The 24,817-nt window shown below is 72.3% G+C and carries 20 protein-coding genes and 1 pseudogene; 11 read left to right on the forward strand and 10 right to left on the reverse strand.

The window, feature by feature from the left end:
• Window positions 1–90: 90 nt before the first annotated feature.
• Window positions 91–807: a M50 family metallopeptidase gene (locus ACO0E0_RS10515; protein ID WP_422871371.1), complete on the reverse strand. Its 717-nt coding sequence runs from the start codon at window positions 805–807 to the stop codon at window positions 91–93.
• Between the two features lie 261 nt (window positions 808–1,068).
• Window positions 1,069–2,160, reverse strand: a complete 1,092-nt coding sequence (locus tag ACO0E0_RS10520; RefSeq protein WP_422871372.1) for a LysM domain-containing protein — start codon at window positions 2,158–2,160, stop codon at window positions 1,069–1,071.
• Between ACO0E0_RS10520 and ACO0E0_RS10525 the strand changes: the two are divergent.
• A pseudogene (locus tag ACO0E0_RS10525) lies at window positions 2,071–2,421 on the forward strand (hypothetical protein); the annotation flags it as partial. The gene ACO0E0_RS10520 and the pseudogene ACO0E0_RS10525 overlap by 90 nt on opposite strands.
• A 282-nt stretch (window positions 2,422–2,703) precedes the next feature.
• On the opposite strand, the gene ACO0E0_RS10530 reads toward ACO0E0_RS10525, so the two are convergent.
• The 4 genes from ACO0E0_RS10530 to aroA form a co-directional block, all read right to left on the reverse strand.
• Window positions 2,704–3,027 carry a class II glutamine amidotransferase domain-containing protein gene (locus tag ACO0E0_RS10530; RefSeq protein ID WP_422871625.1) on the reverse strand — a complete coding sequence of 108 codons (324 nt, stop codon included), beginning with the start codon at window positions 3,025–3,027 and terminating at the stop codon, window positions 2,704–2,706.
• A gap of 257 nt (window positions 3,028–3,284) precedes the next feature.
• Window positions 3,285–5,957 (reverse strand): helix-turn-helix transcriptional regulator, encoded by a 2,673-nt coding sequence (locus ACO0E0_RS10535; protein WP_422871373.1) that lies wholly within the window; start codon window positions 5,955–5,957, stop codon window positions 3,285–3,287.
• A 385-nt stretch (window positions 5,958–6,342) separates the two neighbouring features.
• Window positions 6,343–7,404, reverse strand: a complete 1,062-nt coding sequence (gene rsgA / locus ACO0E0_RS10540; RefSeq protein WP_422871374.1) for a ribosome small subunit-dependent GTPase A — start codon at window positions 7,402–7,404, stop codon at window positions 6,343–6,345.
• Complete coding sequence (gene aroA, locus ACO0E0_RS10545) at window positions 7,401–8,765, reverse strand: 3-phosphoshikimate 1-carboxyvinyltransferase (protein WP_422871375.1); 1,365 nt, start codon at window positions 8,763–8,765, stop codon at window positions 7,401–7,403. Before aroA ends, rsgA begins: the two co-directional genes overlap by 4 nt.
• Window positions 8,766–8,896: 131 nt before the next feature.
• On the opposite strand from aroA, the gene ACO0E0_RS10550 reads away from it, so the two are divergent.
• The 3 genes from ACO0E0_RS10550 (at window position 8,897) to ACO0E0_RS10560 (ending at window position 10,453) form a co-directional block, all read left to right on the forward strand.
• Entirely contained in the window at window positions 8,897–9,673 is a 777-nt protein-coding gene (locus tag ACO0E0_RS10550) for a sigma-70 family RNA polymerase sigma factor (protein ID WP_422871376.1), read from the forward strand.
• The gene (locus ACO0E0_RS10555; RefSeq protein ID WP_422871377.1) at window positions 9,670–9,912 is read left to right on the forward strand and encodes a zf-HC2 domain-containing protein; all 243 of its coding nucleotides are present in this window, start codon (window positions 9,670–9,672) and stop codon (window positions 9,910–9,912) included. Before ACO0E0_RS10550 ends, ACO0E0_RS10555 begins: the two co-directional genes overlap by 4 nt.
• 100 nt (window positions 9,913–10,012) lie before the next feature.
• The gene (locus tag ACO0E0_RS10560) at window positions 10,013–10,453 is read left to right on the forward strand and encodes a GNAT family N-acetyltransferase (RefSeq protein ID WP_422871378.1); all 441 of its coding nucleotides are present in this window, start codon (window positions 10,013–10,015) and stop codon (window positions 10,451–10,453) included.
• 72 nt (window positions 10,454–10,525) lie between these two features.
• Here the strand turns inward: ACO0E0_RS10560 and ACO0E0_RS10565 are convergent, their stop codons facing one another.
• Entirely contained in the window at window positions 10,526–14,290 is a 3,765-nt protein-coding gene (locus ACO0E0_RS10565) for a multifunctional oxoglutarate decarboxylase/oxoglutarate dehydrogenase thiamine pyrophosphate-binding subunit/dihydrolipoyllysine-residue succinyltransferase subunit (protein ID WP_422871379.1), read from the reverse strand.
• A gap of 216 nt (window positions 14,291–14,506) precedes the next feature.
• On the opposite strand from ACO0E0_RS10565, the gene guaB1 reads away from it, so the two are divergent.
• From guaB1 to ACO0E0_RS10580, 3 genes are all read left to right on the forward strand, one after another.
• Window positions 14,507–15,946 (forward strand): GMP reductase, encoded by a 1,440-nt coding sequence (gene guaB1, locus ACO0E0_RS10570; protein WP_422871380.1) that lies wholly within the window; start codon window positions 14,507–14,509, stop codon window positions 15,944–15,946.
• Between the two features lie 155 nt (window positions 15,947–16,101).
• Window positions 16,102–17,430, forward strand: a complete 1,329-nt coding sequence (locus ACO0E0_RS10575; protein WP_422871606.1) for a hemolysin family protein — start codon at window positions 16,102–16,104, stop codon at window positions 17,428–17,430.
• Entirely contained in the window at window positions 17,427–18,464 is a 1,038-nt protein-coding gene (locus ACO0E0_RS10580) for a hemolysin family protein (protein ID WP_422871381.1), read from the forward strand. The genes ACO0E0_RS10575 and ACO0E0_RS10580 overlap by 4 nt, the downstream gene beginning before the upstream one ends.
• Before the next feature lie 172 nt (window positions 18,465–18,636).
• On the opposite strand, the gene ACO0E0_RS10585 is transcribed toward ACO0E0_RS10580, so the two are convergent.
• Window positions 18,637–19,716 carry an NADH:flavin oxidoreductase/NADH oxidase gene (locus tag ACO0E0_RS10585; protein WP_422871382.1) on the reverse strand — a complete coding sequence of 360 codons (1,080 nt, stop codon included), beginning with the start codon at window positions 19,714–19,716 and terminating at the stop codon, window positions 18,637–18,639.
• Window positions 19,713–20,339 carry an HAD family hydrolase gene (locus tag ACO0E0_RS10590; protein ID WP_422871383.1) on the reverse strand — a complete coding sequence of 209 codons (627 nt, stop codon included), beginning with the start codon at window positions 20,337–20,339 and terminating at the stop codon, window positions 19,713–19,715. Before ACO0E0_RS10590 ends, ACO0E0_RS10585 begins: the two co-directional genes overlap by 4 nt.
• A gap of 24 nt (window positions 20,340–20,363) precedes the next feature.
• On the opposite strand from ACO0E0_RS10590, the gene ACO0E0_RS10595 reads away from it, so the two are divergent.
• On the forward strand, window positions 20,364–21,188 hold the full coding sequence (locus ACO0E0_RS10595) for an ADP-dependent NAD(P)H-hydrate dehydratase (protein ID WP_422871384.1): 825 nt from the start codon (window positions 20,364–20,366) through the stop codon (window positions 21,186–21,188).
• Window positions 21,189–21,996: 808 nt separating this feature from the next.
• On the opposite strand, the gene ACO0E0_RS10600 is transcribed toward ACO0E0_RS10595, so the two are convergent.
• A complete protein-coding gene (locus ACO0E0_RS10600) occupies window positions 21,997–22,698 on the reverse strand; it encodes a YceI family protein (RefSeq protein ID WP_422871385.1) in 702 nt (233 codons plus the stop codon).
• A 98-nt stretch (window positions 22,699–22,796) separates the two neighbouring features.
• On the opposite strand from ACO0E0_RS10600, the gene ACO0E0_RS10605 reads away from it, so the two are divergent.
• The 3 genes from ACO0E0_RS10605 (at window position 22,797) to ACO0E0_RS10615 (ending at window position 24,731) form a co-directional block, all read left to right on the forward strand.
• Complete coding sequence (locus tag ACO0E0_RS10605; protein WP_422871386.1) at window positions 22,797–24,083, forward strand: glycosyltransferase 87 family protein; 1,287 nt, start codon at window positions 22,797–22,799, stop codon at window positions 24,081–24,083.
• Window positions 24,084–24,130: 47 nt separating this feature from the next.
• The gene (locus tag ACO0E0_RS10610) at window positions 24,131–24,439 is read left to right on the forward strand and encodes a thiamine-binding protein (RefSeq protein ID WP_422871387.1); all 309 of its coding nucleotides are present in this window, start codon (window positions 24,131–24,133) and stop codon (window positions 24,437–24,439) included.
• Between the two features lie 88 nt (window positions 24,440–24,527).
• Entirely contained in the window at window positions 24,528–24,731 is a 204-nt protein-coding gene (locus tag ACO0E0_RS10615; protein WP_422871388.1) for a hypothetical protein, read from the forward strand.
• Window positions 24,732–24,817: the final 86 nt, after the last annotated feature.

Here is a 24,817-nt window from a genome sequence, read left to right on the forward strand (position 1 = left end):
TGCTGTCGGCCGCGCTGTGCGGCCCCCGGTTACGTCGCGCCGTCGCCGTTGCGCTGGCTCATGGTTGCGCTGGCCCGCGGCTGCGCTGGCTCACGGCAGCAGCGCGCGGATCCCCGCCCACACCGTCTCGCCGACCGTGGTCAGCGGCGCCCGGGCGAGCCAGACGACGACGGCGTTCACGACCAGGAACAGGATGAACCACAGCGAGGGGTGCCCGCGGTACTCGCCCGCCATGATGTGGAAATCGGTCCGGACCCGCGCCCCTGTGGACAACCAGCCGGCGACCTGCACGATCGCCCGGACGCCGTCCACGACGAACAGCGCACCGACCGCCGCGACGACGAGCACGGTGCCCTCGGACGGACGGAGCGCGACCCAGGCGGCCAGGACGTCGAAACCGATCACGACGAGGAGTCCGAACCAGTTCCGGACGAAGACGAGTGCGATGAGGCCGACGACCGCGAGCACCGTCGTCGTCAGCACCCGGTTGCCGGCGAGCGTGCCGGTCACGAGCAGGACACCGGCCCAGAGCGGTGCGCTGTACCCGGCGTAGAGGTTCAGGACGCGGACGAGCCAGCGGATGCTGCCGGGCGTCCGCGCGAGGTCGACCTGGGCCTCGCCGGAGCCGTCGGTCCGGAGGGTGATGCGATGGATGCGACCGCCGAACGGGACGACGACGATGCAGTGGCCGACCTCGTGGGCGATCGTCGTCGCGATGCGGGCGATCCGGCCGACGACGGGGACGAACGTCAGGACGGCGCCGATCAGCAGGGCGAGGAACACGTGTGCGGGCAGGGTGGTCTCCATCGGGTCGGTGGCGTGTCATCGTCGCAGGTCCACCCTGGACGTCGCCGAGCGGACCCCGTCCCGTTCCGGTGCCGTCCCGGTGCCGTCCTGGTGCCTTCCCGATGCCGTCCCGGTGCCGTCTCGGTGCCGTCCCCGCCCGTGAGTGAGCAGGAATCGTCGGGCAGCCTCGGTCGACGCGACGATTCCTGCTCACTCAACGCCCCGCCGGCCCGGCCGATGGCCCGGACGGACGGCCCGGACGGCGCGGCCCTGCGCCGCGGCTCAGCCGACCGTGTCGAGGCGGTCCGGGTCCAGGTTGATGGACGTCCCCTCGTACATCCACTGGTCGTCCCCGAACACCCGGATGTCGGCGTTCAGGAACACGAGGTCGGCGACGGAGACCCCGAACCGCTCCGCGACGACGGAGGCCCGGTCGCCGTGCGCGACGAGGTAGGTCCGCGGAGCCCCGGACGCCGTCGTCGCGGTGACGACGCCGTACGCGTAGGGACCAGCTCCACCGTCCACCGGGTGCACGTTCGACTGACGAACGGGTATCGACCACCGGACCGTGTCCACCGCGAGCACCTTGTCCGGACCGATCTCCACCGGCAGCGTGGCGGCCGCGGACGCCGGTGCGGAGGAGTACGTCACGATCGTGCCGAGTCCGGAGGGATCGTGGCCGACCCCGTCGAGCGCCACCGAGGACGCCGGCGCCGCTCCGCTCGTCGGCCCGCCGAGCTGGTGGTCCGCGGTCCCGTGGTCGGTGAGGCCGTCGCCGACTCGCGGTGCGACGCCGAGGAGCGTCACCGACACCGGGACGGGGAGCGTCGAGGTGAACCCGGAGAACTGGGTCGAGAAGGTGCCGTCACCGTCCGCGACGATCCGGTAGTGGTAGTGGACGCTGCCCTTGGGCGAGGTGACGTCGCCCTCGGCGACGGGGGTGCCCGCGGCGATCTGGGTGAGCGTCGGGCTGGGCGACGGGGTCGGCCCGGGCGACGGCACGAGCGGGACCGGGGTGGCGGATCCGACGACGTCGTCGCCGGCACTGTGCGGTGTCGCGGTCGCCGACGCGTGCGGCGTCCGCGACCGGCTCGGCATCGGGACGGTGGTGTCGCCGAGCAGCGAGCATCCGCCGAGCGCGATGGCGGCGGTCGTGGCGACCCCCGCCGCGACGATCATCCTCCGGTGCATCGTTCCCCCTTGCCAGGAGCATAGGGGAACGCCGCCCTGCTCCGTCAGCCCGCTCGTGGTCACGAGCGTCGTCCAGGGACCGGCCGGCACCTCGTGGTCGTCGAGGAACCGCCAGTCGACGCGGTCGTCCTCGCCGTCGAGCGCGTACCCGAGGCAGCCGTTCAGTGCCGGCGAGACGTCCATGCCGGCGCCGTTGAAGCGCGTGTTCGCCGGACGTGCGTCGTCGGTCCCGAACACGTAACCGCTCTGACGTACGTCGACAGCGCGTTCACCGAACTCGCCCGTCGCGTGACGCGGCGGGCACTGTTCGTCGGCAAGTCAACGGTACCGATCGGCACCGCGGCGCGACTCACCGCGCTCGTGCAGCAGGTCTCCCCGGCCGGTGCGGCGGTGGAGCTCGCCTGGAACCCCGAGTACCTCCGCGAGGGATACGCGGAGCAGGACAAGCTCCCCCCGGACCGGCTCGTGTTCGGCGTCGAGTCCGCCTGGGCCGAGGCGCAGCTCCGGGCCGCGTTCCGTCCCGTGCTCGACGAGGGCACCCCGCTCGTTACCGTGCGAGCGGCTGGGAGTACCGGGCGCTCGGCCGGCCGACGCAGTCCCGGACGGTCCAGCAGAGCGTCGACGAGCGGGACGAGTTCCGCCGGAGCGCCTGACAGCGACCCGCCCGACCCTCGGCGATCCGGCGGCCGGCGGCTCGCGGACCGTCAGCCCGCCGGCCGCGGACCGTCAGCCGGCCAGCTCGCGGACCGTGCCGCCGGTCCGGACCGAGGGCTCCGCGACGACGAGCCGGCCGGACTCGACCTCGAGCACGACGAACGGGCGTGCGCCGCCGAGCTGAGCCATCGCGACCTCCACCGCGGACACCAGGTCCGGCTCGGCGACGAGCGCGCGCTCGACGAGGTGGGCGAGGAGCTCGGCGTCGTCGTTCGTCGCGAACCCGTGCCCGAGCTCGGCGAGGAGGTCGCGCAGGCCGTCGGTCCCCGCGGTCGTGCCGTCGGCCACGACGGTGACGCGCCCACTGCAGTCGGTGTCGAGGTGCGGTCGACGCATCGCCGCCATCCGCCCCGCGAGGGTCGCGGGGTCCGGACGCGACGGCCGCAGGCGGAGTGCCACCGGCCGCGGGGCCGGCTGGCGGAGTACTCCGCGGCTCGGGGTCGGACGGGACGTCTGGACGGAGGTCATGGCTTCGGGTACCGATCGGTTCGAGGTCCGAGCGACACACGGGGGCGCGTGTGTCGGGAGGTGTTCGGCGCGGCCCCGGCGAACGACGGGACGCTGGGACGCCCCCCGTTCGGGCCGGAGGTCGGTCAGGTGAGGAGCGCGACGAGGTGCGAGCGCGACCTGGCCCCGACCTTGCGGTAGATCTGCGTGAGACGGAGTTCGACGGTGCGCTGCGACATGTACAACGACGACGCGATCTCCCGGTTGCGGTAGCCCTCGGTGACCTTCTGGACCACGGCGCGTTCGTCCGGCGTCAGCATCGTCAGCACGGCGCCGCCGGCGGAGGCAACACCGGTCGAGCCGGCGACACCGACCCGCTCGCGGACCGGCAGGGGGATGGGCGCCGCGACCGGCCGAGCCGGACGGCGGAGCCCAGCGGCCTCGTACGCGGCGTTCGCCGCCGCGACGAACTTGTCCCGGTCCTCCCGTGCGCCGACGCGGTCGAGCCGTTCGGCGAGGGCCTCGAGGGTCCGGGCCCGCTCGTACTGCGAGTCGTTCGTGTCGAACACGTCGAGCGCCGCGCGGTACGCGGCGGGGATCTCGGCCGGGCCGGCGACGAGCGCGCGACAGCGCGCGAGCACGAGCGTGCCCCAGCGCGACGGTCGTCGACTGTGGTCCGCCGCCAACCGACCCGTGAGGTCTCGGGCGTCGTCGACGCGCCCGGCCCGCACGTACGCCTCGACGAGGTCGCCGGTGTGCCGGAGGATCGTCGGGTTCCGGAGGTTCCGTCCGATGGCGTCCGCGGCCTCGAGCGCGGTGATGGCGTCCTCGACTCGGTCCTCCTGCAGGAGCACCCGACCGCGGAGCGCGTGCAGCTTGGCGGTGGAACCCCACAGCCGTCCGCTCGACCGGTGCGCCAGACAGAGCTCGAGGACGTCGAGCGCGTCGGCCGGTCGTCCCTCCGCGTGGTGACGCCAGGCGATCGCGATCGCGCGCGAGGGCTCCCGGAGCCGTTCCACCACCGCGGAGCCGGCCTCCCACGCGTCAATCGCGCGCAGTGCCTGGCGGTGGTTGCCGGAGCGCACCTCGTTCTCCGCGCCGAGGTAGCGCGCGGCCTCGATCCAGACCGGCGCCGTCCGCGACGCCCGCGCCAGGACGATGGCGAACACGCGACGGGCGCTCCGGTACCGCTCGCTGAGGCTCAGGGCGTGCCCGAGCAGGAGCAGCGTCGCCTCGGAGCACTCGACCAGGACCGGAGCGGCGAGCCCGTCGTGGAGTTCGGCGTCCGGCGGCATGCTCCCGTCGACCGCGGCGACGAGCGTCACGGCCGCCTGGTGGACCTCGCGGGTGTGCGCGCCGGACGCGGGCAGCATCGGTTCCGCGCGGAGCAACAATTCCCGGGCGCTGTCGGTCTCCCACGTCTCGGCGCGGAAGCAGGCCACCATCGACAGGAGCCCCGCGAGTGCGTCCGCCTCGGCGGGGTCGGTCACGTCGGTCGGGACGAGCAGCTCGTCCGCGTGCACCGGGTTGCCGCTCAGGTAGTCGACCGAGTACCGGAGTCGGAGGCGGCGGGTGTCGTCCGCGAGCGTGCTGAACTGCCCGATCGCGGACAGGTACCGCGCGGCCGGCGAGAGGAACCGCCGGCTGAGCAGTGCCTCCGCGACGGCGAGGAGTCCACGCTGCTCCCGGAGGTCGCCGCGAGCGACCTGCAGGGCCCGCTCGGTGAACGCGACGGCGGCGAACGGGAGGCCCGCGACGGCGTACTCGTGGGCGGCGTCGAGCAGGGGCTCGGGGTCGACGACGTCGTCGACGAAGCTCGCGTGCCAGAGCGCGGCCCGGGGGTCGACCTCGGCGAGGCAGCCCACGAGGCCGGCGTGTGCGGCGCGTCGGGCCCGGGAGGGCATGCGCCAGTGCAGGGCGGACCGGACGAGCGGGTTCTTCATCTCGGCGTGGACGCCCCGGAACCGGATGAGGTCACGGTCCGCGAGGTCCCCGACGGCGTCGCGGTCGAACGCGGGCGACGGCGTGCGGACCACCGGGGCGAGTGCCATCCGGGTGAGCACGTCGACCTGGTCCGCACCGGCGCAGGAGAGGACGAGTTCGGCGACCGCCTCGGTCGTGGCCGTCGGTCGGAGCGGCACGTCGAGCGGCTCGCGGCCGACGAGCTGTTCCCGGGCCAGCGTCCGGAGCTGCTCGGCGAGGGCCTTGGGGTTGCCGCCGGTCTCCTCGGCGAGGATCGCCAGCACGCCGTCGTTGGCCTCGGGGGGTGCGGTGACCCGGGCCAGCGCGAGCGCCTGGTCCGGGTGCAGCGGCCCGAGCCGGAGGGTGGGGAGCGCGCTGAACGGGCTGTCCTCGCACGCCGGGCGGGTGGACAGGACGAGCCGGACGGCCGTGCCGGCGAGTCGGCCCGCGAGGAACGCGAGGAGCCGTTGGCTCTCGTCGTCCATCCGGTCGGCGTCGTCCACGAGGACGAGCACCGGCCCGAGCGCCAGGTCGCGGACCGCGGCGTGCAGCTCGTGGGCCACCGCCAGGGTGTCGCCCGCGACGGCGGCGTGCGCGACGAGGCGTTCGGCGTGTGCGGTGGCGCGGGGGTCGTCGAGCGCGGCGAACAGCGTCGAGACGCCGGACATCGGCCAGCGTGCCTCGCTCGCGTTCACCGTGACGCGGACGACGGGGATCCGCGCGCGGGTCGCAGCCGCATCCAACAGTGAGCTCTTGCCCAGGCCGGGTTCGCCGACCACGACGAGCGCCGACTCCCGGGGGAGCACGGCGAGCGTCGCGATGCGATCGACCTCAGGGCGTCGACCGACGAGTTCCATCGGAACTCACCGGACTCCGGGTGTGCGCTGCGCGGTGGCGGTGGTGGTGACGGTGCGTGCGTGCTGGGTCGGCGCGCTCGGACCGTCCTGCTGGTGGTACGACGAATGCATCGTCTTGATCACCCCTCGGGTTAGGGTCTTTCGACGAGACTGGACGCCGCGCAGGAGCACCAGATCGAGGGTCCGATCGGCGGCGTCTCCTGAACAGACGGCCGTGGCGTAACGATAACTCAGGTCCTGGTCGGCTGACAGGGCTTTCAGGGCCGGATGCCGGTGGACACACCCCCAGTTCGGGGGCGGGGCCGGTCCGCAGCCCGGGACAGGGCACGTCCGCGGTCTGGGACGGATCCGTCCGGAGGTCGGGACAGGGCCCGCTGGCGCGGCGCTACTCGGCGCCGGGGTCGTGCTCGCCCATGCCCGTGAGCAGCGCGCGGAAGGAGTCGAGCCGTTCCACGCCCGTCGGTCCGAGCTCGCCGTCCTGCACCCGGTCGACGATCTCCCAGTCGTGCGCCTGGTCGAGCGGGATGCCGTCGCGGGGTTCCCGGACGGGCACCGCGTGCGACGCGAAGGCCCGGAACACGTTCGCGGGCTCGACGTGGCCGAGCCCGAACGACCGGACGCCCGGGGTGTCGATGATCCACCCGCCCCCGGTGACCCGGATCGCGATCGAGGAGGACGACGTGTGCCGTCCGCGCCCGGTGACGGTGTTGACGACCCCGACCGCCCGTGTCGACCCGGTCAGGGCGTTCACGAGCGTCGACTTGCCGACGCCGGAGTGCCCGACGGTCACGGTGGTGTGGTCGCGGAGCACGTCCTCGAACACGCCGAGCGGGACGTCGGACGCGGCACTCGTGACGATCCGCAGGTCGAGGCAGGCGAAGTGGTCGAGGAACGGCTGCGGGTCGGCGAGGTCGGTCTTCGTGATGCAGAGGACCGGGTCGAGTCCGGCGTCGAACGCGGCCACCAGGTACCGGTCGATGAGCCGGGTCCGCGGCTCCGGGTCAGCGGCCGCGACGACGACGAGCATCTGGTCGGCGTTCGCGACGATGACGCGTTCGACCTCGTCGGAGTCGTCGGCACTCCGGCGGAGCAGGGTGGTCCGGTCCGCGACGCGGACGATGCGGGCCAGCGAACCGTCCTCACCGGTGACATCGCCGACGAGTGACACGTGGTCGCCGGTGACGACGGCCTTCTTGCCGAGCTCACGGGCCTTCGTCGCCGTGATCACCCGTCCGCCGTCCGGGCCGTCGGTGTCGACCAGGACCCCGTAGCGACCCCGGTCCACGTTCGTCACCCATCCCGGGGCGGCGTCGTCGTACGTCGGTCGGACCTTCGTGCGGGGCCGGTTGCCCTTCGGGTTCGGGCGCACCCGCACCGAGGACTCGTCGTACTGTCCCCAGGGCTCGTCGAGGTCGTCGTCGTCGCCGTCCGGGGGGAGCCAGCTCACGATGGCCCCGTCGCGGCCGTCGCGACCAGCGCGGCCCACAGCTCGGGGAACTGGGGCAGGGTCTTCGCCGTGGACCCGATGTCGTCGACCTCCACACCGTCCACGACGAGCCCGATGACCGCACCCGCGTGCGCCATCCGGTGGTCCTCGAACGCACGCCACGCGCCACCGTGCAACGGCCGCGGTTCGATCCGGAGACCGTCGTCGAGTTCCGTCACCGCTCCGCCGAGCCCGGTGAGGTCGTCGACGAGCGCGGCGAGCCGGTCCGTCTCGTGGCCGCGGAGGTGTCCGATCCCGGTGATGGTGGACGGACCGGCGGCGAGGGCGGCGAGGGCGACGAGCGCCGGTGTGAGCTCGCCGCCGCGCGACAGGTCGAGGTCGACGCCCGGGAGCGACGCGCCCCCCCGGACGCCGACACCGCCGTCGACGACGAGGTCGGCGCCGTCGCGGACCACGGTCGCACCCCACCGCGGGAGCAGGGCCTGGAGGTCCGCCCCGACCTGGGTGGTGCGCTCCGGCCAGGTGCGGATCCGGACCGTGCCACCGGCCACGAGCGCCGCGACGGCGAAGGGAGCGGCGTTCGACAGGTCCGGCTCGATGACGACGTCGCGCGCACCGATCGGCCCCGGGTGCACGTGCCACACCCCTCGTTCCGGCTCGTCGACGACGACACCGCGCGCACGCAGCGCGTCGACGGTCATCGCGATGTGCGGCATGCTCGGCAGCGTCGCCCCGGTGTGCCGGAGGACGAGGCCCTCGTCGAACCGCGGCGCGGACAGCAGCAGTCCCGAGACGAACTGGCTCGAGGCGCTCGCGTCGATGGCGATCTCACCGCCCCGGACGTGGCCGGTCCCGACGAACCCGAACGGCATCGCGCCGCCGCCGTCGTCGGTGACCTGGACGCCGAGGGCGACGAGGGACTCGATCGTGGTGCGCATCGGACGTCGGCGGGCCTGGGGGTCGCCGTCGACGGTGACCCGTCCGGTGGCGAGTGCGGCGAGCGGCGGCAGGAAGCGCATCACGGTCCCGGCGAGTCCGCAGTCGATCGTGACGGCGCCCGCGGCGGCACCGATCGCACCCGGCGTGATGCGGAGGTCCGGTCCGTACGACCCGGACCCGTCGACGGGGTCGATGCCCACGCCGAGCGCCCGGAGCGCCCCGACCATGAGCTCGGAGTCGCGCGAGTGCAGCGGCAGGTGGATGGTCGAGGGCCCGTCGGCGAGGGCCGCGAGGACGAGCTCGCGGTTCGTGAGGGACTTCGAGCCCGGCAGGGCGACGTCGCCCGCGAGGGGGCCGGCGGCGACGGGCGCGCGCCAGGTCGGATCGGGCGTGGCCGGCCGGGAATCATTCGGAGACTGCATCGGTTCACAAGAGTACCCAGCAGGACAACGGCTCCGGGAGGACCATGCCGATCGCACTCGCAGCGCCGAGGACCAGGACCCTGCCGCCGACCCGGACGTCGCTCGGTGGCCTCGGCCTAGACTTGCGCTCGATGACTCCTGACGACGCTCCGCGGAACGCTCCCGCCGACGAGGCACCGCTCGCCGCGACCGAGGAGCAGCTCGACGCCGTGCAGGCCGAGCAGACCGGTGACGTGGCCGACGAGACCACCATCGACGCCTCGGAGCTCCGCAGCCTGTTCGAGCAGCAGGCCCTGCCGTTCATGGACCAGCTGTACGGCGCCGCGATGCGCATGACCCGGAACCCGGCCGATGCGTCGGACCTCGTCCAGGAGACCTTCGTCAAGGCGTTCGCCGCGTTCCGGCAGTTCCGCCAGGGCACGAACCTCAAGGCCTGGCTCTACCGGATCCTGACGAACACGTTCATCAACACGTACCGCAAGAACCAGCGGAACCCCTACCAGGGCACGATCGACGAGCTCGAGGACTGGCAGCTCGGCGGCGCGGAGAGCGTCACCCAGAGTGTCTCGTCGCGGTCCGCCGAGGCCGACGCCATCGACCACCTGCCGTCGTCGGCGGTCAAGGACGCGTTGCAGGCCATCCCGGAGGACTTCCGGATGGCGGTCTACTTCGCCGACGTCGAAGGGTTCTCCTACCAGGAGATCGCCGACATCATGAAGACGCCCGTGGGCACGGTGATGAGCCGTCTCCACCGCGGTCGGCGGCTCCTCCGGGGGCTCCTCGCCGACCACGCCCGAGAGACCGGTGTCGTGCCGGATGCGGCGTCGACGGAGACGATGCGTCCGAGCACCCGCACCAGGAGAGCGCCCGCCACGGCGGCCCGCACGACCGGAAGGAACGAGCGATGAGCGGCTGCGACTGCTCCAAGGCGAAGGCGGAGCTCGAGGAGTTCCTGCACAACGAACTCCGCGGCGAGGACGCCGCGGACATCCGCGCGCACATGGCCGACTGCGTCGACTGCACCACCGAGCACCGGATCGGCATCGTGCTCACCGAAGCCGTCCAGCGCGCGTGCCGGGAACAGGCGCCCGAGGTGCTCCGGCTCCAGGTGCTCGCGAGGCTGCGCGAGGTCCAGGCCTCCCACTAGCGAGGCCGTCACCGACCCGTGGTCCGACCCCGGTCCGTCGCCCCCGGCCCGGCGCCCGGGGGACGCGTCATCCGTCGGACGGCTCGGTTAGGGTCGTGACATGCCCTTCGCCGTCGAACCTGTGACCGTCTGGTCCGACCAGGACGTCACCGACGTCACCGCCCTCGTCCGTCTGCTCGGCCACGACGTCGACCCGCTCGGCATGCGATCGCGCCTGGAACGGCTCGTCCCCGCGGCCGGCCACCGCACCTGGGTGGTCCGCGGCGACGACGGCCGGGTCACCGCGGTCGCCGGGGCACAGACCACGTGGGCGTACGACTCCGACGAGCCGAGCGCGCTGCTGCTCCTGCTCGTCGTCGACCCGACGTTCCGGAAGGACGGCACGGGGAGCGAGCTGCTGTCGACCTTCGAGACGTGGGCGGGCGAGCAGGGCGCCCGACGGCTCAGCGCGGTGTCGGCTGCTGCGACCGACAGTGCGCACCGGTTCTACCAGAAGCGCGGGTACCACGAAGCCGGGGTGCGCTACACGAAGATCGCGTAGCGCACCCCGGCGTCCGGATCAGTACCGTCCGGATCGGCACCGTCTGGATCGGCACCGTCCGGATCGGCACCGTCAGGCGCCGAGTGCGCCGTCGATGATCTCCGTGGCCTCGGCCGCGCTGCGCTTCGCGGACCCGGTCGCCGGTGCGGCACTCGCCGGACGGCTCCGGACCGTGAACGCGCGACCGCCGAGGTGCGGCGCGGTGTTCATGTACACGAACGGCCAGGCACCCTGGTTCTCCGGCTCCTCCTGCGCCCACACGAGCTCGGCCTCCGGGTAGCTCCCCAGGACCTCGAGCAGCTGGTCGAGGGGGAGCGGCGCGAGCTGTTCGAGCCGGACGAGCGCGACGTCGGTGATGCCGCGCTTCTCGACCTCGGCGCGCAGGTCGTGGTGGATCTTGCCCGACGACAGGACGACACGTCGGACTGCGCGCTTGTCGCTGATCGTGGTGTCGTCGATGACCTCCTGGAAGCGCCCCGTCGTGAACTCCGAGACCGCGGACGTCGCCTGGCGCATCCGGAGCATCGCCTTCGGCGTGAACACGACGAGCGGCTTCTGCGGGCGGGCGAACGCCTGGCGGCGCAGCAGGTGGAAGTACGACGCCGGGGTCGACGGCCGGGACACGATCATGTTGTCCTCGGCGCAGAGCTGCAGGTACCGCTCGATCCGCGCCGACGAGTGGTCGGGCCCCTGGCCCTCGTAGCCGTGCGGCAACAGGAGCACGAGGCCGGAACGCTGCCCCCACTTCTGCTCGGCCGATGAGATGAACTCGTCGATGACCGTCTGCGCGCCGTTCGCGAAGTCGCCGAACTGGGCCTCCCACAGCACGAGCACGTCGGTCCGCTCGACCGAGTAGCCGTACTCGAACGCCAGCGCCGCGTACTCGCTGAGCGGCGAGTCGTAGATGTAGAACCGTGCCTGTCCCTCGGCGACGTTCGCGAGCGGCAACCACTCCTGGCCGTTCACCCGGTCGTGGAACACCGCCTGCCGCTGGACGAAGGTGCCGCGTCGGGTGTCCTGACCGGCGAGCCGGACGGGCTTGCCCTCGGCGAGCACGGAGCCGATCGCGATGAGCTCGCCCATCGCCCAGTCGATGCCGCCGTTGCGCGTCATGTCGACGCGCTTCGCGAGCAGCTGCGCGAGCTTCGGGTGGACCGAGAAGCCCTCGGGCTGGTTCTGGTGGGCGTCGCCGACGAGCCGCACGATGTCCTCGGACACGGCGGTCTCGTGCACCTCGACCTCGGAGTCGTCGCGCTGGGCGCTCGGACGCTCGAGGCCCTGCACGGCACCGTCGTCGCCCGGCGCACCGGACACCGGGGCGCCCGTCGCCGGGTCGATCACCGGGATCGACCCGGTCTGGGCCTCGTGCGTCTCCGCGAACGCGCGTTCGAGACGGTCCTGGAAGTCGCGGTGGGCCTCGTCGTACTCCTCTTGCGTGATGTCGCCGCGGCCGACCAGGGCCTCGGTGTACAGGGTGCGGACGGAACGCTTGGCCTCGATGAGGTTGTACATGAGCGGCTGCGTCATCGAGGGGTCGTCGCCCTCGTTGTGGCCGCGGCGACGGTAGCAGACGAGGTCGATGACGACGTCGCGGTGGAACGCCTGCCGGTACGCGAACGCGAGTTCGGCGACGCGGGCCACGGCCTCGGGGTCGTCCCCGTTGACGTGGAAGACCGGCGCCTGGATCGTCTTCGCGACGTCGGTGTTGTACACCGACGTGCGGGACGCGCTCGGCGAGGTGGTGAACCCGACCTGGTTGTTGACGACGATGTGCACCGTGCCGCCGGTGCGGTAGCCGCGGAGCTGCGAGAGCTGCAGGGTCTCGACGACCACGCCCTGTCCCGCCATCGCCGCGTCGCCGTGGACGAGCACCGGCAGGACACCGAAGGTCCCGATCGGCTCGCGGTCCTGCTTGGCGCGGACGATGCCCTCGAGCACCCCGTCGACGGCTTCGAGGTGCGACGGGTTCGCGGCGATCGTGATGGGGATCGTCGTGCCCTCGGAGCAGGTGAACACGCCTTCGGTGCCGACGTGGTACTTGACGTCGCCGGAGCCCTGGCCCCTGATCGAACCGGGGAGCTGCCGGCCCTCGAACTCGCGGAAGATCTGGCCGTACGTCTTGCCGGCGATGTTCGTCAGCACGTTGAGGCGCCCGCGGTGCGCCATGCCGATCGCGACCTCCTCGAGCTCGCCCCGTGCGGCCTCCTGGATCAGGGTGTCGAGGAGCGAGATGGTCGATTCGCCGCCTTCCAGGGAGAACCGCTTCTGGCCGACGTACTTGGTCTGCAGGAACGTCTCGAACGCCTCGGCCTCGTTGAGCTTGCCGAGGATGCGGAGCTGTTCGTCCTTGCCGGGCTTCTGGTACCCGACCTCGACGTGCTCCTGCATCCAGCGTCGCTGGACCGGGTCCTGGATGTGCATGTACTCGATGCCGATCGTGCGGCAGTAGGAGTCGCGGAGCACGGCCAGGATGTCGCGGAGCGGCGCGGTCGTGGCCTTGCCGAGCCCGCCGGTGACGAACTCGCGGTCGAGGTCCCAGAACGTCAGCCCGTGGCTCTCGATCTCGAGGTCCGGGTGCGTGCGCTGCTTGTACTCGAGCGGGTCGATGTCGGCCATCAGGTGCCCGCGGACGCGGTAGCTGTTGATGAGCTCGAGCACCCGCGCCGTCTTGCTGAACCGCGACGACAGGTCGACGTTGATGTCGTTCGCCCACTGGATCGGCTTGTACGGGATCCGGAGCGCGGCGAACACGCCCTCGTAGAAGCCGTCCTGGCCGGTCAGGAGGCCGTGCACGATCTTCAGGTACTCGCCCGAGCCGGCACCCTGGATCACCCGGTGGTCGTAGGTGCTCGTCAGCGTGATGGTCTTGCCGACCCCGAGCTCGACGAGCGTCTTGGGGGCCGAGCCCTGGAACTGGGCCGGGTACTCGAGCGCACCGGCGCCGATGATCGCACCCTGACCACGGGTGAGGCGCGGGACCGAGTGCTCGGTGCCGATGCCGCCGGGGTTCGTCAGCGAGATCGTGGTGCCGGCGAAGTCGTCGGCGGTGAGCTTGCCGGCGCGGGCCCGCTTGACGAGGTCCTCGTACGCGGCCAGGAACTGCCGGAACGTCAGGGTCTCGGCGCGCTTGATGCTCGGCACGAGGAGCGCACGGGTGCCGTCGGACTTCGGCACGTCGATCGCGATGCCGAGGTTGACGTGCGCCGGTGTGACGACGACCGGCTTGCCGTCCTGCTCGGCGTAGTACACGTTCTGCGACGGGAACTGCTGGAGCGCCTTGACGAGCGCCCACCCGATCAGGTGCGTGAACGACACCTTGCCGCCACGACCGCGGCGCAGGTTGTTGTTGATGACGATCCGGTTGTCGATGAGCAGCTTGGCCGGGATCGTGCGGACGCTGGTGGCGGTCGGGACGGTCAGCGACGCGTCCATGTTCGCCGCGAGGGCCTTCGCCATGCCGCGGAGCGGGGTCGCGACGTCCTCGGCGACCTCGTCGGAGGAGTCGTGCTCGTCGTTCGCCTCGGCCGGGATCGGTGCCGGGGCCGGCTGCTTGGAGGTCGTCCTGGCCTGGGCAGGGGCTGCCGGCGCGGCGCCCGTGGCGGGCTGCTGCGGGGGAGTCGGCGGCGCGGCCGGAGATGCCGTGGGAGCCGCGTCCGACGGGCTGGGCGGGGATGCCGGCGCCTGCGTCCGGTGGTAGCTCTCGAGGACCGGCCACCAGGACTCGTCGACCGAGTTCCGGTCCGCGACGAACTGCTCGTAGAGCTCGTCCACGAGCCACTCGTTCGCGCCGAATTCGCCCGCGGTCTCGTCCGATGTTCCGGTCAGATGGCTCGACACAGCCGATCGCCCACTCTCCGTCGATTGATGCTCTGCTTGTCGTCCGGGCAGCCCTGCCCGACACCGAACCAGCGTAGTCGCTGGAACGTGGGCGGGAGATGGGTACACGCCGCCTGTGGCGAACGCGTCAGGGCGCCCCGACGGCCGTGCCGGACGGGAGGCGCGGGGCGGGCTCGACCCGCGCCTCCCGTCCGGTGCTCGCCTACGCTGGTCCGCATGAGGTTCTACGAGACGGCACCGACGCACGACCTGACGTACTCGGACGTCTTCCTCGTCCCGAGCCGCTCCGGCGTGACGAGCCGGTTCGACGTCGACCTCGCCCCGCAGGACGGCACCGGCGCGACGATCCCGATCGTGAGCGCCAACATGAACTCGGTGACCGGCCCGCGGCTCGCCGCGACGCTCGCCCGCCGCGGCGGACTCGGGGTGCTGCCGCAGGACATGCACCTGCAGGACCTCGACGCCGCGATCCGCTGGGTGAAGGTGCAGCCGGTCGACCACGACACCCCGTTCGACATGACCGCGGACACGACGGTCGCCGAGGCGCTCACGCAGCTCGTGCCGGTCGCCGGCCACGGCGTCGTGGTGCGGGACGGCGCAGGGTCGTACCTCGGGTGCGTGCCCGCGGTCCGGCTCGCGACCGCTGGTGCGGACGCGACCGTCGGCGACCTGCTGCACGGCGCGACGACCGCGATCGACGCGGACGACGTCGACTCCCCGCGCGCCGTGTTCGACCTGCTCACCGCCGCCGAGGTCGACTTCGCCCCGGTGATGCGGCACGGGCACGTGGTCGGGACGACCTCGCCGACCAGTGCGATCCGGTCCGGCATCTACCGGCCCGCGGTCGACGCGCGCGGTCGCCTCCGGGTCGCCGCCGCCGTCGGGATCAACGGCGACGTCGCCGGCAAGGCCCGCGCACTCGCGGCCGCCGGGGTGGACGTGCTCGTGCTCGACACGGCGCACGGGCACCAGGAGGGCATGCTCGGCGCGCTCCGGACCGTCGCCGCGCTCGACCTCGGCATCCCGCTCGTCGCCGGCAACGTCGTGACGGCGGACGCCGTCGAGCACCTCGTCGACGCCGGCGCCTCGATCATCAAGGTGGGCGTCGGACCCGGCGCGATGTGCACGACCCGGATGATGACCGCGGTCGGCCGCCCGCAGTTCTCCGCCGTGCTCGAGACGGCGTCCGCGGCACGCTCCCTCGGTGCCCACGTCTGGGCGGACGGCGGGGTCCGGTACCCCCGCGACGTCGCCCTCGCCCTCGCCGCCGGTGCGTCGAGCGTCATGATCGGCTCGTGGTTCGCCGGCACGGTCGAGGCTCCGGGACGCATCCGGACCGACGCCGCCGGACGCCGGTCCAAGGAGAGCTGGGGGATGGCGTCGGCCAAGGCCGTCCGGGAGCGCTTCGAGCGGCTCGACCCGTTCGACCGTGCCCGGAAGTCGCTGTTCGCCGAGGGGATCTCGTCGTCCACCATCTACCTCGACCCGGACCGACCGAGCGTCGAGGACCTGCTCGACATGATCACCGCCGGCGTCCGGTCGTCCGCGACGTACGCGGGAGCCCGGTCGCTCGACGAGTTCGCCGAGCGCGCGCTCGTCGGCATCCAGTCCGCCGCCGGGTACGAGGAGGGCAAGCCGCTGCCCGTGTCGTGGTGAGACCCGGTCTCTGTCCGTTCTCACGGTTTCCGAGGGTGACGTCCGGCTAAACTCGTCCCCACTGTGGACGACCCTCCGAATCGCACTTCGCCTGGCCATCTCGACACCTCCTCGACCGCGCGGGGGTGGAACTCGTGACGCTCGTCGACGTCCTGATGCTCGTCGGCGGGATCCTCCTGACCGCCGGCACCGGGGTCTTCGTCGCATCCGAGTTCGCCCTCGTGAACCTCGACCGCTCCGAGCTGGAAGCGCGACAGGACCGTGGCGAGACGGGACTGAACGCGGTCATCGCGGCCCTCAAGGTGACCTCGACGCACCTGTCGAGCGCCCAGCTCGGGATCACCCTGACCACGCTGCTCACCGGGTACCTGCTCGAACCGTCCATCGCGCACCTCCTCGAGGCCCCGTTCCTCGCGCTCGACCTCCCCGACGGGGTCGTCGAGACCGTCGGGTCGGTCGTCGCGCTCGTCATCGCCACCCTGCTGTCGATGATCATCGGCGAGCTGGTGCCGAAGAACTTCGCGCTCGCGTTGCCGCTCGCCACCGCGAAGCTCGTCGTCCCCTTGCAGATCGCGTTCACGACGGTCTTCAAGCCGGCCGTCGCACTCCTGAACGGCACGGCGAACCGCGTCCTGCGCTCGATCGGGATCGAGCCGCAGGAGGAGCTCTCCGGCGCACGGAGCGCCGAGGAGCTGACGAGCCTGCTCCGCCGTTCCGCGATGGAGGGCAGCCTCGAGCGGGACACCGCCACACTGCTCGCCCGGACCATCGCGTTCTCCGAGCTCACGGCGAGCGACGTCATGACGCCCCGTCCGCGGATGTCCACGATCGACGCCGACGCGAGCGCGGCCGACGTCATCGCCCTCGCCCGGAAGACCGGCTTCAGCCGGTTCCCGGTGATCGAGGAGGACGCGGACGACATCGTCGGCATCGTCCACGTCAAGCAGGCCGTCGCCGTCCCGCGGGACAAGCGCGCCGACGTCCCGGCCGGGGCGCTCCGGACCGACGCCGAGCGCGTGCCGGAGACCATGCACCTCGACGACCTGCTCACCGAGGTCCGGGGGCGCGGGTACCAGATGGTGGTCGTCGTCGACGAGTACGGCGGCACCGCCGGGGTCGTCACGCTCGAGGACCTCGTCGAGGAGCTCGTCGGCGAGGTGTCCGACGAGCACGACCGGGCGCGCATCGACGTCGTGCGCTCCCGCGACTGGCTGACCTTCCCGGGGCTCCTCCGGCCGGACGAGCTGCAGGACCGCGCCGGTGTCCGCGTCCCGGACGACGGACCGTACGAGACCATCGGCGGCTTCCTGATGAGCCGCCTCGGGCGGCTGCCCGTCGTCGGGGACGAGGTCGCGATCGACGGCGGCGCCTTCCGGGTCGAGCGTCTCGACGGTCGGCGCATCGACCGGGTCCGGTACACGCCCGCCGTCCCGGACGCCGCGTCCACCACTCCCGTTCCCGACCAGAAGCAGGCGACCCGATGAGCGACTGGTGGGGCATCTTCTGGCTGGTCGTGCTGCTCCTCGGCAACGCGTTCTTCGTCGCCGCCGAGTTCGCCGTGATCTCCGCACGTCGGTCGCAGATCGAGCCGCGAGCCGAGGAGGGCTCCCGCGCCGCGCAGATGACCCTGTGGGCGATGGAGCACGCCACGCGCATGCTCGCCACCACCCAGCTCGGGATTACGGTCTGCTCGCTGCTCATCCTGAACGTGTCCGAGCCGTCCATCCACCACCTGCTCGAGGGGCCGCTGCACCTCACCGGGTGGAACGCCGAGGTCATCGGGATCATCGCGTTCGTCATCACGCTCGTGCTCGTGTCGTTCCTGCACGTGGTGTTCGGCGAGATGGTGCCGAAGAACATCTCGTTCTCGATGCCGGACCGGGCGGCGCTCATGCTCGTCCCGACGCTCTGGTACATCGCGCACGGGCTCCGCTGGGTCGTCGTCGCGCTCAACGCCGCGGCGAACGGCGTGCTCCGGGTCTTCCGCGTGGAGCCGAAGGACGAGGCGGTCAGTGCCTACACGGTCGAGGAGGTCCAGACCATCGTCGAGACCTCACGCCGGGAGGGCATGCTCGCCGACCGGGCCGGGACGCTCCAACTCGCGTTCGAGTTCACGTCGAAGAAGGTCGCGGACGTCGCGGTCCCGATGCCGTCCCTCGTGACGCTGCCGGACGACGCCACTCCGGACGACGTCGAGCGGTCCGTGGCGACGCGCGGGTTCTCGCGGTACGTCCTGGTCGGCGACGACGACGAGCCGACCGGGTACGTGCACGTCAAGGACGTCCTCGACCTGCGCCCGGACGAGTACGACGAGCCGGTCCCGCCGAAACGCATCCGGCAGCTCATCTCGCTCTACACCGAGATGGACCTCGAAGACGCGCTGGCGACCATGCGGGCGGCCGGCGTGCACCTCGCGCGCGCGTTCGACGCTGAGGGCGACACGACCGGCGTGCTGTTCCTCGAGGACATCCTCGAGGAGCTCGTCGGCGAGGTCGAGGACGCGACGCGGCGGCGGTGACCCGGGAGGGCGGCCTCACCTTCCGGCGCCGAGCTCCGGGGCTTGGTCGGGGCGCGGCATGGTCACGTTCCGGCGCCGACCTCGCAGGCTCGGTCGGGGCGCGCCATGGTCACCTTCCGGCGCCGACCTCGCAGGCTCGGTCGGGGCGCGCTGCGCATCGCTTCGCGATGCTTCATGCGATGCGCGCCCGGTCGTACTGGGGCGGGGCGTACGGGAGCTCGACGCGGAGCGCAGCAGCGGCCCGGAGCGCGAAGTTCGGGTCGCGCAGCATGTCCCGCCCGACGAGCACGACGTCCGCCTGGCCGGTCGCGACGATCTGCTCCGCCTGCTCCGCGCTCGAGATCATGCCCACCGCCGCCGTCGGCACCCCTGTCGTCCGCCGGATCGACGCAGCGAACGGCACCTGGTAGCCCGGCCCGGCGGGGATTTCGGCGTCGGCGACGTTCCCGCCCGTCGAGACGTCGATCAGGTCGACCCCGGCCTCGGCGAGCCAGCGGACGACGTCCTCGGTCTCGTCGAGCGTCACGCCGCCGTCCACCCAGTCGGTCGCCGACACGCGGACCAGGACCGGGAACGCGTCCCCGACCTCGGTGCGGACCGCACGCGCCACCTCGAGCAGGGCGCGGGCGCGGTTCGCGAGCGGACCGCCGTACTCGTCGGTGCGCAGGTTGCTGAGCGGCGACAGGAACTCGTGCAGCAGGTACCCGTGCGCCGCGTGCAGCTCGACGAGGTCGAAGCCGGCATCCACGGCACGGCGGGCCGCCGCGGCGAACGCTCGGACGACACCGTGGACCTCGTCCGCCGAGAGTTCCGCGGGTACCGCGTACCCCGGGAACGCGATCGGACTCGGGCCCACGGTCGGCCACCCGCCGTCCTCCGCCGGCACCGAGCCGTGCTCCGCGCTCCACGGGCGGAACGTCGAGGCCTTCCGGCCGGCGTGGGCGAGTTGCACACCGATCGCCGCGCCCTGCGAGTGGACGAAGTCGGCGATCGGCCGGAACGCGTCGCGCTGCTCGTCGTTCCAGAGCCCGAGGTCCTGCGCGCTGATCCGCCCTTCGGGCACGACGGCGGTCGCCTCGGCGATGACCGCTCCGGCACCGCCCTTGGCGAACCCGCCGAGGTGCACGAGGTGCCAGGGGGTCGGCACGCCGTCCTCGCGCTCGACCGAGTACTGGCACATCGGCGGCACCCAGATGCGGTTCCGCACGGTGAGGGCGCGGATGGTGATCGGTTCGAACAGGGCGTGGGTCACGCGGTGGTCTCCTGCAGGTCGGTGAGGAACGTCCGGAGGCCGGCCGCACTCGTGAAGTGGTGTCCGATGGCGCCGACGTCCGACGCACCGCGAGCGTTCTCCGCCCTGTTGTCCACGAACACCATCTGCCGCGCGTCGATTCCCAGTCGCTCGCACGTCCGGCGGTAGATCGCCGGGTCGGGCTTCAGCAGGTCCTCCTCGGCGCTCACCACGACGAGCTCCGCGAGGGACCCCAGCGGCGAGTGACGGTACGGGTCGCCGAAGTCGTGTCCGGCGTTGGAGAGGATGGCGACCCGCGTCCCGGCGTCGTGGAGCTCCTCGACGATGTCGAGCACGACGGGGTCGACGTCGAACCAGCCGGTGAAGTCGATCGCCCAGATGCGGTGGATGTCGGTGATCGTCCACGACTTGCCGCACGCGGCGGCGATCCGACGCCAGTACCCGACGACGTCGACCCGACCCTGGTCGAGGTCGTGGCGGTGCTCGGCGTACACCGGCAGCAGGGTCTCGAGCGGGACACCGGTGGCGTCCGCGAGGGCGGCCCGCGTGGCGGCGGACGGGGACGCGCTGATGACCTCGCCGTAGTCGAAGACCACGACGTGTCCGGGGATGAACAGGCTCATGCCGTCCACCGTAACGTGGGGTCGGTGAACGACTTCGAGCCCTTCGACCTGCACGCCGCCGCCGACTGGGTCACGCCGCCTGAGCCGGACACCGACAAGTACGGCCGCGGGGTGCTCGGCGTCGTCACCGGCTCCACCGCCTACCCGGGCGCGGCCGTGCTCGGTGTCGATGCGGCCGTGCACACCGGGATCGGCATGGTCCGGTACGTCGGGCCGGCGCGCGCGACGGACTTCGTCCTCGCCCGGCGTCCCGAGGTCGTCAGCGGCATCGGACGGGTGCAGGCGTGGCTCGTCGGCTCCGGGACGGACGCGTCATCACTCGACGACGAGACCGCCGACGGGTTCCGGACGGCGTCGGACTCCGACGTCCCGGTCGTCGTCGACGCCGGAGCGCTCGGACGGGTCGACCTCGGCGCCCGTGCCGTCCTCACGCCGCACGCGGGCGAGCTCGCGAAGCTCCTCGGGACCGACCGGTCCTCGGTGTCGGACGACCCAGCGGGTTCGGCGCTCCGCGCGGCGGACCAGACCGGTGCGGTCGTGCTCCTGAAGGGCCGTCAGACGCGTGTCGTGACGCCCGGCGGTGGGGTCCGGCTCGTCGTGGAGAGCGGGAACGGCTGGCTCGCGACCGCCGGGGCCGGTGACGCGCTCGGCGGTGTCATGGGTGCACTCGTTGCGAGCCGTGCCGCCCGGGGGCCGATCGGACCGGAGGACCTGGCGCACCTGGCGGCCGCAGCGGCCGTCGTGCACGGGACTGCAGCCCTCCGGGCCTCGGGCGGCGGACCGTTCCCGGTGCTCGACCTCGCGCGCCAGCTCCCGGCGGTCGTCGCGGAGCTCGTGGCCGGTCGCTGACGGACCGACGCGGGTCGCGCCTCCAGGCCGGTGGCGCGATGGCGCACGGCCCGACGACATGCTCGCCGACTCGCGACGTCGCCGTCTGGCAGCGGTGTCGCTCCGGCCGGGGTCGTTCGATGCGGGGTCGTTCGATGCGGGGTCGTTCGGTGTCCGGGTATCGAGCGACATGTTTGCCGAAATGCGACGTCGGAATCCGGCAACGATGTCGCTTCATGCGTGGTCATCAGGCGTCCGCGCATCGAGCGACATGTTTGCCGAGATGCGACGTCGGAAACCGGCCGCGATGTCGCTTCATGCGTGGTCATCAGGCGTCGCGGGATCAACCAGATGTTCGAGCCGGGCGACGTCGACGTCCGGCCGCGATGTCGCTCCGCGCGGGGTCGTTCGATATCCGGGTATCGAGCGACATGTTCGTGGAAAATGCGACGTCGGAATCCGGCCGCGATGTCGCTTCATGCGTGGTCATCAGGCGTCGCGGGATCGACCAGATCTTCGGGCCGGGCGACGTCGATGTCCGGCCGCGGAGTCGCTGGCGGGGTCGTGCGATGCGGGGTCGTTCGATGTCCGGGTATCGAGCGACATTGTCGCCGATTTGCGACGTCGGAATCCGGCCGCGATGTCGCTTCATGCGTGGTCGTTCGATGTGCGGGCATCGAGCGACATTGTCCCCGATTCACGACGTCGCCATCCGGAAGGAATGTCGCTTCATGCATGGTCATCAGACGCCAACGCACCGACACGACGCCGGCCCCGACCCCGACACCGGCACGACGCCGGCCCCGACCCCGCCGACCGCGCCCCCGCCCTACTTGCCGGAGGGCCTCGCGTGCACCAGGAACTCCACCGAGCCCCGCTCCTGCACCTTCACGAAGCCGAGACTCGGCGCGGTCACCCCGTAGTCCGCGAACGTGATCGGGATCGTGCCGGTGACGTCCGCGCCGTTCCCGGACAGGCCGCTCTCGATCGTCGCCGTGACCGTCCTCGTCACGCCGTGCAGCTCCAGCTCGCCCGTCACCCGCTGTTCCGTCGTCGCGGTGCCGCTCGAGGGGACGGCGTCCTCGATCGGCTCGGTGGTGGTGAACGTCGCCGTCGGGAAGGCCTGGGCGTCCATCGCCGAGTCCCGGAAGTAGGCGTCCCGGTTGCCGGAGTCGGTGGCGATGCTCGCGACGTCGACCGTGATCGTCGCGGCGGTGATGTCCGATCCGCTGACCGTCGCGGTGCCGGACACCTTCCCCGTCCGCCCGGTGACCGTGACGGGCTTGCCGTTCAGCACCTCGTCCACCCGGTAGCCGGCGTACGACCCGGTCCCGACCGTCCACGTCCCGCCGAGGTCGGCCGGGTCGAGCGTCGACGGTGCGCGGGTCGCGGCGATGGTGGGGACGGCCTCCGCCTCGCCGGCGATCGAGTTCCGGTAGACAGCGGGGCCGGCGATCGCGGCGGTGACGCCGAGCACGACGACCACGGCGCCGACGGTGATCCAGATGGTGCGCTTGCGACGTCCGTCCATGGAGAGACGGTGACACGTCACCTTGGGGAGGCGCTGGGAGAGTCCGGCACCCGGCCTGGGTGCAGCTCCGGACATGCCCCGGCCGGTACGCTCCCCCTGTGACCGCAGGCCGCCCCTCCGCCCGTGCCGTTCCGGGTGGGTCCGCCGCCCTCGCCGAACGGGTCGGCGTCGTCGTCGCGTTCGCCGCCGTGCACGCCCTCCTGTGGTGGTTGAACCTGACGCTGCCGAACCTCCCGCTCGGTGACGTCGACATCGCCTACCGCCAGTGGTTGGCCACCGGCGCGTCGACCGGCGTCTGGATCGGCATCGACCTCCCGTGGGTGTACCCGGTGGTCGCGCTCGTGCCGATGCTGGTCGCGCCGGTGTTCGGCCTCGGTTCGCTCGTCATCGGGTGGCTCGTGCTCGTGACGGTGCTCGACGCCGTCGCGTTCGCGTTCCTCTGGCGCTGCCGGTTCCTCGGGGTCCGCGTCGGCTGGTGGTGGGCGCTGTTGCTCCTCGCCCTCGGACCGATCGCCCTCGGCCGCATCGACACGCCCGCGACGGCGATCGCGCTGGTCGGCGTCGTCTGGGTGCTGCGGAGGCCGGGGGTGGCTGCAGCCCTGCTCACGCTCGCCGCGTGGATCAAGGTCTGGCCGGCGGCGCTCGTCGGCGTGCTGCTGCTGCTCCGCCGCGGGCACCGCCGGGCCGTCCTCGTCGGCGCCGCGACCGTCACCGTGGTCGTCGTCGCGATCGACGCCGTGCTCGGCGGGTTGCCGGAGGTGCTGTCCTTCATCACCCAGCAGACCGGACGGGGCCTGCAGATCGAGTCGCCGCTCGCGACGCCGTTCCTCTGGCTCGCCAAGGCGCACGTGGCCGGTGCCGAGGTCTACTACGACCGGACGATCCTGACCTTCCAGGTCGCGGGGACGGGCACGGCGACGGCCGGCGTCGTGTCGAGTCCGCTGATGGCGGTCGTCGTCGCCCTGGCCGTGCTCCTGGCACTCGTCGCGGTCCGAGGCGGGGCGCGGCAGGTCGAGGTGATGCCCCTGCTGGCGCTCGTCCTCGTCGCGGCGTTGCTCGCCACGAACAAGGTCGGCTCGCCGCAGTACGTCGGCTGGTTCGCCGTCCCGATCGTCTGGGGGCTCGTCGCGGGGGAGGCGAGCGCGCGACGGTTCCTCGTGCCGGCGGCGGGTGTGCTCGTGCTGGCGGTCGCGACGCAGCTCGTCTACCCGGCGTTCTACAACGAGGTGCTCGGGCTCCAGACCGGGATCCTCGTGGTCCTGACGGTGCGGAACGTGCTCGAGGTCGCGATGCTCGCGTGGGGGGTGGCCGCCCTGGTGCGGATCGGGCGGCAGGCGCGATCCGTGTCCGCGTCCGCGTCCAGCCTGGAGGCACGGCCCACCTGATCGGGGTCGCCCCGCCCGGCGGATGGTCGGGGTGGCACGATGGGCGCATGATCGTCGCGTTCTCCGTCTCCCCGTCCGGTGGTTCCGCAGCGCACGAGGACGGCTCCGTGCACGACGCCGTCGCCGATGCGGTGCGGGTCGTCCGCGAGTCCGGCCTGCCGAACCGCACGTCGTCGATGTTCACCGAGATCGAGGGGGAATGGGACGAGGTGATGGACGTCGTCAAGCGTGCCACCGCGGCCGCCGGGACACACGGCACGCGGGTCTCCCTCGTGCTGAAGGCCGACATCCGACCCGGGCGCACGGGCGAGCTCGACGGCAAGCTCGACCGGCTCGAGACCGCACTCGGGAGCTGACCGCGACACGCCGACCACGTCCCGACGATGTCGGCGGTCGGGTGTCTCCTGGGACGTGTCGACAGCGAGTCGGCGGGACCAGGAGCGCATGATGATCCAGGACGGTTGGTGCCAGGACTGCGATGACCGCACCGCGGTGATCGACGTGCCGACGGACGCCTCGGGCGAGCCGATCACGGACGGCATCGTCTGGGCGACGTGCGTGGAGTGCGGCGCCGGGTGGGTCCATCGCGACGAGCTCCCCGAGCCGACGCGGTCCCGGGTCGCGGTCCGGGAGCGTCGCGCGGCCTGACACGCCGTACCGAGCGGGCCGCCTTCCGCTCGGGCGTTGGAGCGGTTTACCATTCGGTGGTGCGGTCCGTCCGTGCTCGAACCGAG

It is taken from the genome of Curtobacterium phyllosphaerae (assembly GCF_049341865.1).
GTDB classification, from domain to species: domain Bacteria; phylum Actinomycetota; class Actinomycetes; order Actinomycetales; family Microbacteriaceae; genus Curtobacterium; species Curtobacterium phyllosphaerae.

Bases quoted from the DNA above. Each gene is read 5' to 3' on its own strand.
- ACO0E0_RS10615 (WP_422871388.1), top strand. From the start codon at position 24,528: ATGATGATCCAGGACGGTTGGTGCCAGGACTGCGATGACCGCACCGCG.
- ACO0E0_RS10610 (WP_422871387.1), top strand. From the start codon at position 24,131: ATGATCGTCGCGTTCTCCGTCTCCCCGTCCGGTGGTTCCGCAGCGCAC.
- ACO0E0_RS10590 (WP_422871383.1), bottom strand. From the start codon at position 20,339: ATGAGCCTGTTCATCCCCGGACACGTCGTGGTCTTCGACTACGGCGAG.
- ACO0E0_RS10535 (WP_422871373.1), bottom strand. From the start codon at position 5,957: ATGGAACTCGTCGGTCGACGCCCTGAGGTCGATCGCATCGCGACGCTC.
- ACO0E0_RS10530 (WP_422871625.1), bottom strand. From the start codon at position 3,027: ATGCGTCGACCGCACCTCGACACCGACTGCAGTGGGCGCGTCACCGTC.
- ACO0E0_RS10575 (WP_422871606.1), top strand. From the start codon at position 16,102: ATGCTCGTCGGCGGGATCCTCCTGACCGCCGGCACCGGGGTCTTCGTC.
- ACO0E0_RS10560 (WP_422871378.1), top strand. From the start codon at position 10,013: ATGCCCTTCGCCGTCGAACCTGTGACCGTCTGGTCCGACCAGGACGTC.
- ACO0E0_RS10550 (WP_422871376.1), top strand. From the start codon at position 8,897: ATGACTCCTGACGACGCTCCGCGGAACGCTCCCGCCGACGAGGCACCG.
- ACO0E0_RS10520 (WP_422871372.1), bottom strand. From the start codon at position 2,160: ATGGACGTCTCGCCGGCACTGAACGGCTGCCTCGGGTACGCGCTCGAC.
- ACO0E0_RS10555 (WP_422871377.1), top strand. From the start codon at position 9,670: ATGAGCGGCTGCGACTGCTCCAAGGCGAAGGCGGAGCTCGAGGAGTTC.
- ACO0E0_RS10515 (WP_422871371.1), bottom strand. From the start codon at position 807: ATGGAGACCACCCTGCCCGCACACGTGTTCCTCGCCCTGCTGATCGGC.
- ACO0E0_RS10600 (WP_422871385.1), bottom strand. From the start codon at position 22,698: ATGGACGGACGTCGCAAGCGCACCATCTGGATCACCGTCGGCGCCGTG.
- aroA (WP_422871375.1), bottom strand. From the start codon at position 8,765: ATGCAGTCTCCGAATGATTCCCGGCCGGCCACGCCCGATCCGACCTGG.
- guaB1 (WP_422871380.1), top strand. From the start codon at position 14,507: ATGAGGTTCTACGAGACGGCACCGACGCACGACCTGACGTACTCGGAC.
- ACO0E0_RS10580 (WP_422871381.1), top strand. From the start codon at position 17,427: ATGAGCGACTGGTGGGGCATCTTCTGGCTGGTCGTGCTGCTCCTCGGC.